The sequence below is a fragment of the Pseudooceanicola sp. HF7 genome (assembly GCF_011806405.1).
Lineage (GTDB): Bacteria > Pseudomonadota > Alphaproteobacteria > Rhodobacterales > Rhodobacteraceae > Pseudooceanicola.
Map to the genome: position 1 here is coordinate 31,711 of NZ_JAATOW010000039.1, position 11,789 is coordinate 43,499.

Annotated in this window: 12 protein-coding genes; 6 read left to right on the plus strand and 6 right to left on the minus strand. The window is 65.8% G+C overall.

Annotation, left to right across the window (positions count from 1 at the left end; translation table 11 throughout):
• Positions 1-83: 83 nt before the first annotated feature.
• The 4 genes from HCZ97_RS17410 to HCZ97_RS17425 all read right to left on the minus strand — a co-directional run bounded on the left by HCZ97_RS17410 (position 84) and on the right by HCZ97_RS17425 (position 3,591).
• Positions 84-1,280: a serine hydrolase gene (locus tag HCZ97_RS17410; RefSeq protein ID WP_167690386.1), complete on the minus strand. Its 1,197-nt coding sequence runs from the start codon at positions 1,278-1,280 to the stop codon at positions 84-86.
• Between the two features lie 167 nt (positions 1,281-1,447).
• The gene (gene hisH / locus HCZ97_RS17415; protein WP_167690387.1) at positions 1,448-2,092 is read right to left on the minus strand and encodes an imidazole glycerol phosphate synthase subunit HisH; all 645 of its coding nucleotides are present in this window, start codon (positions 2,090-2,092) and stop codon (positions 1,448-1,450) included.
• Positions 2,093-2,680, minus strand: coding sequence for an imidazoleglycerol-phosphate dehydratase HisB (hisB, locus tag HCZ97_RS17420; protein WP_167690388.1), 588 nt, complete (start codon positions 2,678-2,680; stop codon positions 2,093-2,095). It abuts the gene before it with no gap.
• A gap of 146 nt (positions 2,681-2,826) precedes the next feature.
• Entirely contained in the window at positions 2,827-3,591 is a 765-nt protein-coding gene (locus HCZ97_RS17425) for an ATP-binding protein (RefSeq protein ID WP_167690389.1), read from the minus strand.
• Positions 3,592-3,776: 185 nt separating this feature from the next.
• On the opposite strand from HCZ97_RS17425, the gene HCZ97_RS17430 reads away from it, so the two are divergent.
• A complete protein-coding gene (locus tag HCZ97_RS17430) occupies positions 3,777-4,475 on the plus strand; it encodes a response regulator (protein ID WP_167690390.1) in 699 nt (232 codons plus the stop codon).
• A gap of 243 nt (positions 4,476-4,718) precedes the next feature.
• Here the strand turns inward: HCZ97_RS17430 and HCZ97_RS17435 are convergent, their stop codons facing one another.
• Positions 4,719-5,144 (minus strand): response regulator, encoded by a 426-nt coding sequence (locus tag HCZ97_RS17435; RefSeq protein WP_167690391.1) that lies wholly within the window; start codon positions 5,142-5,144, stop codon positions 4,719-4,721.
• Positions 5,141-6,649, minus strand: a complete 1,509-nt coding sequence (locus tag HCZ97_RS17440; RefSeq protein WP_167690392.1) for a PAS domain S-box protein — start codon at positions 6,647-6,649, stop codon at positions 5,141-5,143. Before HCZ97_RS17440 ends, HCZ97_RS17435 begins: the two co-directional genes overlap by 4 nt.
• Before the next feature lie 370 nt (positions 6,650-7,019).
• Between HCZ97_RS17440 and phnC the strand changes: the two genes are divergently transcribed.
• The 5 genes from phnC (at position 7,020) to HCZ97_RS17465 (ending at position 11,762) form a co-directional block, all read left to right on the plus strand.
• The gene (gene phnC, locus HCZ97_RS17445; protein ID WP_167690393.1) at positions 7,020-7,829 is read left to right on the plus strand and encodes a phosphonate ABC transporter ATP-binding protein; all 810 of its coding nucleotides are present in this window, start codon (positions 7,020-7,022) and stop codon (positions 7,827-7,829) included.
• 53 nt (positions 7,830-7,882) lie between these two features.
• Positions 7,883-8,782, plus strand: a complete 900-nt coding sequence (gene phnD / locus HCZ97_RS17450; RefSeq protein ID WP_167690394.1) for a phosphonate ABC transporter substrate-binding protein — start codon at positions 7,883-7,885, stop codon at positions 8,780-8,782.
• A gap of 67 nt (positions 8,783-8,849) precedes the next feature.
• The gene (gene phnE, locus HCZ97_RS17455; protein WP_167690395.1) at positions 8,850-9,740 is read left to right on the plus strand and encodes a phosphonate ABC transporter, permease protein PhnE; all 891 of its coding nucleotides are present in this window, start codon (positions 8,850-8,852) and stop codon (positions 9,738-9,740) included.
• Positions 9,741-9,742: 2 nt separating this feature from the next.
• Positions 9,743-11,059: a phosphonate ABC transporter, permease protein PhnE gene (gene phnE / locus HCZ97_RS17460; protein ID WP_167690396.1), complete on the plus strand. Its 1,317-nt coding sequence runs from the start codon at positions 9,743-9,745 to the stop codon at positions 11,057-11,059.
• 85 nt (positions 11,060-11,144) lie between these two features.
• Positions 11,145-11,762, plus strand: coding sequence for a DapH/DapD/GlmU-related protein (locus HCZ97_RS17465; protein WP_167690397.1), 618 nt, complete (start codon positions 11,145-11,147; stop codon positions 11,760-11,762).
• Positions 11,763-11,789: the final 27 nt, after the last annotated feature.

Here is an 11,789-nt window from a genome sequence, read left to right on the forward strand (position 1 = left end):
ATTGGAAACCTCCGGGCGGTGGGAGCGCCCGGAGGTTTTTTCATGGAATGGTGGGTCCGTCGCTGGCCTGCGCGGCCGGGGGATCACTCGGCAGGCAGGTATTGCTGGTAAAGCTCGGCCATGACCTGACCGGCGGCGGCATCGGCGGTGCGGCCGGGCATGTTGGTGGTGACCACCACGCCGAGGTCCGCCTGTGGGTCCACCAGGATCTTGGCGAGGTTCATGGAGTTGGAGCCATTGTGGGTCAGCAGCTCCCTGTCCGCCCAGTCGAATTGCACCAGGCCCCAGCCCAGGCCGTAGCCGCCATCGCCGGGCGTGCCGGGGGGCGGGTTTTCACGGTGCGGGGTCTGCACATGGGCCGCGTGGATGTACTCCAGCGTCGCCGGCGTCACCAGGTCCGGGCCGCGCGTGCCTTCGCCCGCGTTCCAGCCCGCCCAGATCGCGAAATCGGTGATCGACATATGCGCATTGCCCGCCGGCCCGATCACCGGGGGAACATCCGAGGCCGGCCCCCAGAGCATGGGCAGCAGCGTGCCGTCTTCCTGGAGGCGGTGGCTGGCCGGGGCATCCATCACCCCGAGGGTGGTCTGGGGGCCGAGGCCCGCGCTTTCCAGACCGAGGGGGGTGAAGAGGCGCTCATGTATCAGCACCTCCCAGGGGGTTTCGGCGGCGGTTTCGATCATCATGCCGGCGATGAGGTAGCCCAAGTTGGAATACTGGAAGGGCGAGCCTTCGGGGAGGACGGGCACGTTCTGCTTCCAGGCCTCCAGCACGCGGCGGCGCTGGTCGGTGATGTTGTAATCGAAGGTGGCGTCGCTGAAGTAGAGATCGACAAGGTCGTCGGTATCGGAGGGGATGCCGCTGGAATGGGACAGGAGCTGTTCCAGGGTGACGGCGGCCAGTTCGGGGGACATGTCGGGGACGGCGTCGGAAAGGACCTCTCCGACGGTGGAGGACCAGCTGAGCTGGCCTTCGTCCACCAGCATGCCCGCCAGGGTCGCTGTCATGGCCTTGGTATCGGAGCCGATGTGGAAGCGGTCGGTGAGCTGCACCGGGATATCCTGGCCCGCGACACGGGTGCCGGTGGCGGCCGCCGCGACGACCTTGCCGTTCAGGACCACGGCGGCGGCGAGCGCGGGCAGGTCATTGGCGGCTCGGATGGTCTCCAGGTAGCTCTTGAGGGGGTCGTCCTGGGCCTGCGCGGGGGAGAGGCCGCTGAGGAAGGCGAGGCCCAGAAGGAGCGAGAGTGCCGGTGTTTTCGAGAGTGCCGGTGTTTTCATGCGAATGGGTCCCTGGTTCCACCCGGCGATGTCCGGGCAGGGGCATTGACCTGCTTTCTTACCGGCGGGTCAATGAAAACCTATCTGCGGGACAGTTGTGATGCCGGGGCGGAGCAGGGCTGCCGGGCCGATGTCGCAGGCTCCGGTGCCCGGGTTCGGGGATCGGTTCAGGGAGCCCAGGTCAGGAAGTTCGCGATCAGGCGCAGGCCGGTGGCCTGGCTCTTTTCGGGGTGGAACTGGGTGCCGATCATGGTGTCGCGCCCGACGATGGCGGTGACGGGTTCGCCGTATTCGGCATAGGCCAGGCGCTGGTCGGGGGTGGCGACCTTCATGTGGTAGGAATGGACGAAATAGGCGTGCTGCCCGGTTTCGATCCCCTCCAGCACCGGGTGGGGGCGTTCCACCACCAGGTCGTTCCAGCCCATGTGCGGCACCTTTAGCGCGGGATCTTCCGGCGTGATGCGGGTCACGTCGCCGTCGATCCAGCCCAGCCCTTCGGTGGTTTCATATTCCTGGCCCGTGCGGGCCATCAGCTGCATGCCCACGCAGATGCCGAGGAAGGGGCGCCCGCGCACCTCTACCGCTTCGCGCAGCGCTTCCAGAACGGAGCCGGCGCCGGCGCCCGCCAGGGCGTTGCAGCAGGCCGGGAAGGCCCCGTCGCCCGGCAGTACGATGCGATCGGCCCGGGCCACGTCTTCGGGGCGTGCAGAGACCAGGACCTCTCCGCCGCCGACCTCTGCCGCCATGCGTTGAAAGGCCTTTTCGGCGGAATGCAGGTTCCCGCTTTCGTAATCAATCAGGACGGTCAGCATTCAGAGCGTGCCCTTGGTCGAGGGGATGGCATCCGCCTTGCGTGGATCGGGCTCCACGGCGACGCGCAGGGCACGGGCCACGGCCTTGAAGGCGGCTTCGGCGATGTGGTGGGAGTTGAACCCGTGCAGCTTGTCCACGTGCAGGGTGATCCCGCCGTGGGTGGAGAGCGCCTGGAAGAACTCGCGCACGAGCTCCGTGTCGAAGGTGCCGATCTTCTGGGTGGGGAAGTCGACGTTCCAGATCAGGAAGGGGCGGGCGGAAAGGTCCAGCGCGGCGCGCACCAGGCTGTCATCCATGGCCAGGTGGCAATCGCCGTAGCGCCGGATGCCGCGCTTGTCGCCCAGCGCCTGGGTCAGGGCCTGGCCCAGCGCGATGCCAACATCCTCTACCGAGTGGTGATCGTCGATATGGGTGTCGCCCTGGCAGCGCACCGTCATGTCGATCAGCGAATGGCGCGAAAGCTGGTCAAGCATGTGGTCGAAGAACCCCACGCCGGTGTCGTTGTCGTAGCTCCCGGTGCCATCGAGGTCGATGGTCACGGAGATTTTGGTTTCCGCGGTGGTCCGGGTGATCTCGGCGCTGCGCATTGGGGTCTCCGAATTGACTGGAGCGCTTATAGGCCGGGTGGTCGGAGAGGCCAAGGGGCAGGGGCTGTGCCGGGACGGGTTGAGGGGAGGCGTGGCCGAGAGGTGACTGGACAGGCCAAGCGCTGGGGGGAGAGGGCGAGGAGGGGCTATTGGCGGGCGTGACCGGGAAGGGTGAAGGTGATCTCTGTTCCCCTTGCGCCCTGACTATCGGCAATGTCGATCGTGCCGCCCAGCCGGGTGACGATCTTGCGCGCGATGGGCAGGCCCATGCCGGAGCCTTCGCAGGTGTCGCGGCTCTTGAGCGTGGAGAGGATGCCAAAGGCCTTTTCCCGCAGGTCGGGGCGAATGCCCGGTCCGTCGTCCCGGATGGAGATCCGGCGCAGTGGCCCCTGGGAGGTGACGCTGACCTCTATCAGCCCGCTGTCGCGGTCATGGTGTTTCACCGCGTTGGACAGCAGCACGGCGAAGAGCTGGCTCAATTCGTTGCGCGGCCCCGTCAGGATCCCCGCACCGGTCAGGGTCAGCCGGAACCCGGGGGGAAGGGGATGGCGCTGGGTGGTCTCTTGCAGCAGGGGGGCGATGGCATGATCGCCCGGGGGATCGGCACAGCGCCCCACGCGGGAGTAATCGCGCAGGTCCACCAGCATCCGGTCACAGCGCTGGGCCATGGTCTTGAGCATCGCGACGTGGCTCTCTAGCAGCTCCTGCTTGCCTTCGGGCAGGGGAGAGAGATCCTCTGCCAGGAAATCGGGGATGATCTGGATCGCACGGAAGGTGCCACGCAGGTCATGGGTGATGACGTAGATCAGATCCTCCACTTCGTCAGAGGCGGTTTTCCCGGAGGTTTCAGGGCCGGGCGGGTCGGTGACGGCATCGCGCGACGCGCCGGGGATATTGCGGGGATCTTTCATGCGCGCAGGATGGGAGCCGATCCGCTAACAATCCCTGAAGGGAAGCACCGCCGGCCAGGCAACGTGCCGCGAACTGGGGAAAAATCGCGGAAAATGCGAAATAGTTGGCAGGCAATCCTTAACTTTTCGGCAAGTGCGCTGGGTGAGGATCCTTCGGGTAGGCGTCCTATCACAGGAGGAACGAAATGGATATCCAAGGCGATAACACTGCCAGGTCCGTCATGCCCATGATGGCGGCGATGCAGGCCGATGCGCTGCCCCCCGAACCGGAGGCAGAGGTGATCGACGTCCTGGTGCTGGATGACAGTCGTTTCGATGCCATGTTCATCCAGCGCGAGTGCCAGCGGACGGACCTGCCCGTGCGCGTCAGCATCGCCCCTGACATGGCCTCTTTCCAGGAGATGCTGGCACGCAATACCTACCAGCTGGTCTTCATCGATTACCTGCTGCCCGATGGGGATGGCCTGGAAGCACGCAGGCTGATGCAGGAGAGCGCCCGCAATGAACAGGCCCCCGTGGTCATGATCAGCGGGGAGGCGCGTCACGATGTGGCGGTCGAGGCCATGCGGGGCGGCTGCATCGACTACAAGGCCCAGGCCGACCTGACGCCGCAGGCCCTGCGCCAGCTGATCCTGCGGGCGCTGGACCTGGGGGCGCAGATCCACCAGAAACAGCTGCACGACGCGCTTGAGACCCAGCGCGACGAGATCGTCACCGCCATGCGGGGCATCCTGCGCGAAGAGCTGGGCGTCATGCGTGGCGGCGAAGAAAGCCGGGTGCGCGAGGTGCTGCAGGGCTACGGGATGCTACCCGAGGACGGGGATACCGACTGGGAAGAGATCTTCCGCAGCCCGACCACGAATTTCATCTTCCGCACGCATTAAGCCGGATCTGCGGGCGCTGGGTGTCAGCTGCCCGCAACGGATCCCTGAAAGGCCCCCTTCGTCCCTGGGCGGAAGGGACTTCTTCCTTTGCTGTCATTGGTCGGGGTCGTGCCTGCCGTGGCTCCTTTGCCGGTGGGCACTCCAGTCTTGGATCTTTGGGGGACGCTCGAAAGCGATTGCGGGGATGATGCTGTCCGGGTCCGGGGTGACGGCGGGCGCTGGGGGGCGCGCGGGCCGGGGCGGTCAGAGGGGCAGGCCGCGGCTGCGGAAGGTCTCCAGGATGATGGCAATCGCCTCGTCATCGATCGGCTTGGTGAAGTAATGCTCTACCACGCCGGTTTCCGCCGAGCGGCGGATGTCGCGTTCATTGTCCGAAGAAGAGAACATGGCAACCACGGGGGGCTGTCCGCCCGATGCGTCCCCCTCTGCCAGCCGGGCCTTGAGCGCTTCGAGCGTCTCGAAACCGTCCAGCTGGGGCATGTTGATGTCCATCAGGATCAGCGCCGGCTGATCGGCGTCGCGGGGGGCTTCCGGATCGAAGAAACGGGCCAGGAAATCCATACCGTCGGTGGCCTCTGTCAGCGGGGCGAAGGCGCCGGATTTCTGCAGCCGCCGCCGGGCGATGTAGCGGTCCGAATGGACGTCATCGACGATATAGGTGGGAATCATGCCCGGCGCTCCATTCCGGGGAAGGTCAGGATGAAGGTGGTGCCTTCCTCGCAACTTGTGACGGCAACGGAGCCGCCCAGGCGGCGGACGTGCTTTTGCACCAGGGCCAGCCCCAGCCCGTCGCCTGCGCTGGCGGAGGAGCGGCGGAAGATGTCGAAGATGCGGGGGATCTCTGACTCCGGTATGCCGGCGCCGTTGTCGGAGACGGCGATGCTGCAGGGGTCCGAATGGGTCCGGATGCGTACCGCGACCCAATGATCCGGTTTGGCCGGGTCCTGGAACTGGCAGGCATTGGTCAGCAGATGTTCCACGGCGGTCATCAGCGTGACGCGTTCTGTCAGCACCTGCGCCGGGCCGTCGATTTCCAGCGTGAAGGCCGGGCGGGGGATGCGCAGCCCGTCCCAGCAGGTGGTGATCGCCTGGGTCAGGTCCACGACCTCGGGCGTGGTGCCCTCTGCCCCCATACGGGCCAGGGTCAGGACGGTTTCCACCTTGCGGATGTTGCGCTGGCTGGTCTGGAGCGCCTCTTCGATATTGGCGCGGCATTCTTCGAATTCACCGTCGTCGAAATCCTCAAGGCAGAGCTCAAGCAGGCCGGAGATCGTGGCGAGCGGCGCGCGCAGGTCATGGCTGGCGGAATAGGCGAATTGCGTCAGCTCATCGCTGAGCGCGGCCAGGCGGTCATTGCGCGCCTTCAGCTCTGCCTCATGGGCGAAGCTCTTGGACATGTCGACCAGGGTGGCCATCACATGGGCGCGGTCATCATCCCCGGTCGGCGAGAGAGAGATCTGCACCGGGGTTTCCTGGCCGGAGGGCTGGCGGAGCCGGATCACGTGGCCGCCGGTGATCGGCTTGGGCACGGGCTGATCGAAGTAGATTTCGCGCAGGTCGTCAAAGCCGGTCCAGGCATCCGGAGAGACATGGCTGTCCAGCGTGGTGCCGATCAGCTGGCGCGGGTCCGCCCCGAGGATGCGGCAGGCCGCGCGATTGAGAAGCTCGATCTCTCCGGCGCGGGTAAGCAGCACCATGGCGGAGGCCGAGGCGTCCAGAGCGGCCAGCAGCCGGTGTTCAGAGGCCTTGCGTTCGGTGATGTCCAGGACAGTGACGAAGATCAGCTCCCGATCGCCGACGTTGACCGGGGCAAGCCCGATCTCTACCGGGATCAGCTTGCCGTCGGCGCGGCAGCCGAAAAGCTCCCGTCCGCGGCCCATGTCGCGTTGGGTGGCATTGGTCCAGTAGGTCTGCATCAGCTGGTCGTGCCGCTTGCGGGCGCTTTCGGGCAGCAGCCTGTGCAGGCTTTGCCCGGCCAGGCTTTCCGGGCCGTGGCCGAACATCTTTTCCAGCGCGGTATTGGCCATCTGGATGCGCCCGTCCTGTCCGACAAGCATGGCCGGCACCGGGTTGAGCTGCACGGCCGTGGCAAAGCCCGCGGCCTGACCCTGCGGCCACAGGGCCGCGGTCATTCCCGCATCGCTGCCATGTGTCGCCGAAGAGGCATAGATCATACCGCGTTCCTTGTCATGGGATCCCGGGGAGCCAGCGCGCTGGCGGTCTGCCTTTCGTGCGAAAGGCTACCCCCGAAGCCCTTGTGTCCTTCAGAAGTAAGAGAGAGGTCTTTCGGCTCTGTTAAGATCGCCCGGCGGAATAGGCGGATTTTAACGATATCCTGCCCGCCGTTTGCCCGCTCTCAGAACGCCGATGGGCCGGGTACCGGGGCCTGAAAAATGACCCCTTTCCGGACAGCTGCACCCGCGCGGCCGGTCAGGGGACGCGCGCAGGGGCCCGATCCGGCACGCGTCATAAATGTTTCAACGAACCGATACATTCCCGTCTCGAACCAGCCCTAGGAGGCCGGGGAGGAATAAGGGGATCTGCGTGCTTACGATTGACAAGCTGACCAAGACTTTTGGCCGCAACACGGCGGTGGACCAGGCCAGCGTGGCCGTCGACCGCTCCATGATGATCGGCGTCATCGGGCGTTCCGGCGCGGGGAAGTCGACCCTGCTGCGGATGCTCAACCGGCTTGAGGATTGCTCTTCCGGGTCGATCCGTTTCGAGGGGCGCGAGGTCTCCGGCCTGACGGGGGGCGACAAGCGCGCCTGGCAGGCGGATTGCGCGATGATCTTCCAGCAGTTCAACCTGGTGCCGCGCATGGACGTGGTCAGCAACGTGCTGCATGGCACGCTGAACCGCCGCTCGACCCTTGCCACGATGTTCAACCTCTACCCGGAGGCGGACATCCACCGCGCCATCGACATCCTGGAGCGCCTGGGGATTGCCGAGCACGCCCCCAAACGGGCCGAGGCCCTGTCGGGCGGGCAGCAGCAGCGCGTGGCGATTGCCCGGGCGCTGATGCAGGACCCCAAGATCATCCTGGCGGATGAGCCCATTGCCAGCCTCGACCCGATGAACGCCCAGGTGGTGATGGAGGCGCTGCGCCGCATCCACGAGGAAGACGGTCGCATGGTCATCGCCAACCTGCACACGCTGGACACGGCGCGGCGCTATTGCGACCGGGTCATCGGGATGCGCGATGGCCGGATCGTCTTTGACGGCACCCCTGATCAACTGACAACCGGCGTCGCCCGCGACATCTACGGCGCCGACGCGCGCTTTTCCGAAGCCGCGACCTCGACAGAGATCGGCAGCCTGGACCGCGCCGCTCTGACCCCCGCTACAGCCTGACATTCATCTCGCCCCGTGCCGTCGCGCGGGGTTTTTCGCAAGGAGCACTCAAGATGAAGAAACTGATCGCGGCCGTCCTGGCCACCACTGCCCTGACCGGTGCCGCCTCCGCACAGGAGATCACCGAATTCCGCCTTGGCATCCTGGGCGGCGAGAACGCACAGGACCGGATGGCCAACAACCAGTGCTATTCCGACAAGATATCAGAAGCGCTCGGCGTGCCGGTGAAGGTCTTCACCCCGGCCGATTACAACGGCGTCATGCAGGGCCTGCTGGGCGGCACCATCGACGCGGCCTGGATGGGCGCCTCCAGCTATGCCGGCACCTATATCGCCGATCCCGAGGCGGTCGAGCCGGTGCTGGTCAAGCAGAACCTGGACGGCTCCATCGGCTATTACTCCATTGGTTTCGCGCGCAAGGACAGCGGCGTGACCGACCTGGCCGGCCTGGAAGGCAAGAAGTTCGGCTTCGGTGATCCGAACTCCACCTCCGGCTACCTGATCCCCTCCGTGGAGATCGCGGAAGCGGGCTACGACATGACCCCGGGCAGCTTCTTCGGGGACGTCGTCTTTACCGGCGGCCACGAGCAGACCATCGTTGCGGTCAACAACGGCGACGTGGATGCCGGCGTGACCTGGGCCGATGGCCAGGGCGACTGGGAAGACGGCTACAACTCCGGCGCGCTGCGCAAGGCCGTTGACGCGGGCCTGGTGGACATGAACGACCTGACCCAGATCTGGCAGTCCAACGTCATCCCCGAGGGCCCCTTCGTGATGCGCAAGGCGCTGCCGCAGGACGTCAAGGATGCCGTGATCGAGCTGACGGCGAACCTTTGGGAAGAAGATGCCGATTGCGCCTATGGCGTGGCCTCGGGCGATGCGAAGGATTTCATCCCCGTCACCCATGAGACCTACAAGTCCATCGTTGCCGCCCGCCTGGCAAAGAGCAACTGATCGACCTTACCCCCCGAAGGGCCCGCACTGCGCGGGCCCTTCGCCTGTTTTACGAAGGCTTTCCCGCATGGCTGACCTGACCGCCTCTGTCCCTGGGGCCCGTTCATCGGCGCAGATCCGCGCCGACTACCTGGAAATCGCGCGCCGCAAGCGGGTCTATTCCGCGATCCTTGTGGCGATCTTCGCTGCCCTGATGATCTCTGGCTTCATGCTGGCGGACAGTCGCAATGCGGGCGGCTTCTGGGACGGGCTGCACCAGATCTTCGATTTCCCGAAACTGGTCATCGCCGAGGCCTGGGAGAAACGCGCCAACCTGCCGGCCAATATCGCCCGCTACCTGCCCGCGCTGATCGAGACGCTGAACATCGCCGCCGTGGCGACGCTGATCGGGGCGATGCTGGGCACGGTGCTGTCGATGCTGTCGACCCGTGGCCTGGCGCGCTGGCCGCGGGCGATCCCGCTGTTCCGCCGCCTCATGGACGTGATGCGCGCCGTTCCGGAGATCGTCATCGCGCTGATCCTGATCTTCGTGCTGGGCGGGGGCCCGGTGCCGGCGATGATCGCCATCGCCTTCCATACCTCTGGCGCGCTTGGCAAGCTCTTCTCCGAGGTGAACGAGAACGCCTCTCTCAAGCCGGTGGAGGGGCTGGCCTCTGTCGGGGCGACCTGGACGCAGCGCATGGTGCTGGGCGTCATGCCGCAGGTCGCGCCCAATTACCTGAGCTACGCGCTGCTGCGCTTCGAGATCAACATCCGCGCCTCTGCCATCCTGGGCTTCGTCGGGGCAGGGGGGATCGGCTACGAGCTGAAGAACTCCATGTCCTGGGGGATCGGCAAGTTCGACGAGGCGGCGGCGATCTTCCTGCTGCTCTTCCTGACGATCGTCGGGGTGGACCAGCTGTCGAGCTACTTCCGCAACCTGCTGACCCATGGCCGCAAGAAAGGTGTCTTCCTGTGAGCATGACCTACGCCCAAGCCGCCCCGGACCTGCACGCGCAGGCCAGTGCATTGTTCAAGCGCAAGCGGGTGTGGTCCTTTGCCATGCCGGGGCTGGTGCTGGCCTACCTGCTTTATGCCTTCGTCGCCTTCGACGTGGCGGGGCTGTTTGCCTCTGCCCGCTGGGACAACGGGCTGCACCTGATCAAGGATACCTACAGCTACAAGACCCATGTCACGCGGGACAACCGCACCGGCGCGGTCAGCTATGCCATCGAGGGTGAGCGCAAGGGCGAATACCCCGAAGGCCAGCATCCCGAATGGGCGGTCACCACGGGGGATGTCACCACCATCGCCCTGACCCATGGCCAGGAGGTGCGCTATTACCCAGATCACGTGGAATACGAGGTGCCGGGCTATGGCATCATCCGCGCCGCGCCGGGGCGCAGCGGCGTCAATGCCACTCTGCCGGCGGGCCCGGTGCCGGACTGGATCAATGCCTCTGCCAACCGCCTGTCCACCAGCAACGAGGCCGGCCGCGTCACGATCACCCGCAACCGGACCGAGGTCTTCCGCTATGCCACCGGTTGGGAGCTGTTCTTCTTCACCCTGGACAGCCCCTACCATGGCCTTGGCCTTGGCGAGGTGGTGACCCTGGCCTGGGCCGGTGAGATGCCCCAGATCTGGGGCGATTTCTGGCAGAACAGGATGTGGCGCCACTCTGACGTGGCCTGGGCCCTGTTCGAGACGGTCTTGATGGCTTTCCTAGGGACTTTCGGCGCGGCCCTGGTGGCGCTGCCGCTGGCCTTCCTGGCGGCGCGGAACTTCACCCCGCTGCTGGTGGTGCGCCAGGCCTGTCGGCGCGTCTTCGACCTGTGCCGCGGCGTGGATGCGCTGATCTGGACCATCGTGCTGTCGCGCGCCTTCGGGCCCGGCCCGCTGACCGGGGCGCTGGCGATCCTGCTGACGGATACCGGGAGCTTCGGCAAGATGTTCTCTGAAACGCTGGAGAACGTGGATGACAAGCAGATCGAGGGCATCCGCTCGACCGGGGCCAACCCGGTGCAGCGCTACCGCTTCGGCGTGCTGCCGCAGGTGACGCCGGTCTTCCTGAGCCAGGTGCTGTATTTCTTCGAAAGCAACACGCGCTCTGCCACGGTCATCGGGGCGATCACGGGGGGCGGGATCGGCCTGCTGCTGACCCAGGCGATGATCACCCAGAAGGACTGGGAAGAGGTGACCTATTACATCATCCTGATCATCCTGACGGTCTTCGTGATGGACAGCCTGTCCGGCTGGTTGCGCCGCAAGCTGATCAAGGGGGATGCAGGCGGTCACTGATCGCCGCGCTCCTACCCCCTTTCCCCTGTTCAAATCCCGCGCGCCGGAGGCATCCTTGCCTTCGGCGCATTTCCATGGAGGTCCCATGCCCCGCTTGAGCGAAGAACCCACCCTGCAGGAAGATGTCAGCCTGACCGAGGTCGAGCTGGGCCGGTACACGGAGATCGGCAAGGGCAGCCGCATCGCCTATTCCACCCTGGGGGATTACTCCTACACGGATCGTTATGCCGATATCGCCAATGCCACTGTGGGCAAGTTCGCCAATATCGCCAGTTTCGTGCGGATCGGGGCGACGGATCATCCACTGGAGACGGCGGCCTGCCACCATTTCCTTTATCGATCTTCCGATTACTGGGAGGATGCGCAGGACGACGCGGCGTTCTTCGCCAGGCGCCGCGCGCGACGGGCGCGGATCGGGCATGACACCTGGATCGGACACAACGCGATGATCAAGCCCGGGGTCACGGTCGGAGATGGCGCCGTGGTGGCCGCCGGTGCCATCGTGACCCGGGATGTCGCGCCCTACACGATCGTTGCCGGCACCCCGGCGAAGGTGCTGCGCCTGCGCCAGCCCGCCGATGTCGCGCGGCGCCTGATCGCGCTGGCCTGGTGGGATTGGGGACATGCGCGCCTGCGCTCAGCGCTCGAGGATTTCCGGGCTCTGACGGCGTTGGAGTTCCTGGAGAAATACGAGGGGGCGTGACCTCTGAACCGGGCGCCGGGGGGCTCT

What these genes read in the sequence shown, in the direction of transcription:
- HCZ97_RS17410 (WP_167690386.1), bottom strand. Translation starts at nt 1,280, where the DNA reads ATGAAAACACCGGCACTCTCGAAAACACCGGCACTCTCGCTCCTTCTG.
- hisH (WP_167690387.1), bottom strand. Translation starts at nt 2,092, where the DNA reads ATGCTGACCGTCCTGATTGATTACGAAAGCGGGAACCTGCATTCCGCC.
- hisB (WP_167690388.1), bottom strand. Translation starts at nt 2,680, where the DNA reads ATGCGCAGCGCCGAGATCACCCGGACCACCGCGGAAACCAAAATCTCC.
- HCZ97_RS17425 (WP_167690389.1), bottom strand. Translation starts at nt 3,591, where the DNA reads ATGAAAGATCCCCGCAATATCCCCGGCGCGTCGCGCGATGCCGTCACC.
- HCZ97_RS17430 (WP_167690390.1), top strand. Translation starts at nt 3,777, where the DNA reads ATGGATATCCAAGGCGATAACACTGCCAGGTCCGTCATGCCCATGATG.
- HCZ97_RS17435 (WP_167690391.1), bottom strand. Translation starts at nt 5,144, where the DNA reads ATGATTCCCACCTATATCGTCGATGACGTCCATTCGGACCGCTACATC.
- HCZ97_RS17440 (WP_167690392.1), bottom strand. Translation starts at nt 6,649, where the DNA reads ATGATCTATGCCTCTTCGGCGACACATGGCAGCGATGCGGGAATGACC.
- phnD (WP_167690394.1), top strand. Translation starts at nt 7,883, where the DNA reads ATGAAGAAACTGATCGCGGCCGTCCTGGCCACCACTGCCCTGACCGGT.
- phnE (WP_167690395.1), top strand. Translation starts at nt 8,850, where the DNA reads ATGGCTGACCTGACCGCCTCTGTCCCTGGGGCCCGTTCATCGGCGCAG.
- phnE (WP_167690396.1), top strand. Translation starts at nt 9,743, where the DNA reads ATGACCTACGCCCAAGCCGCCCCGGACCTGCACGCGCAGGCCAGTGCA.
- HCZ97_RS17465 (WP_167690397.1), top strand. Translation starts at nt 11,145, where the DNA reads ATGCCCCGCTTGAGCGAAGAACCCACCCTGCAGGAAGATGTCAGCCTG.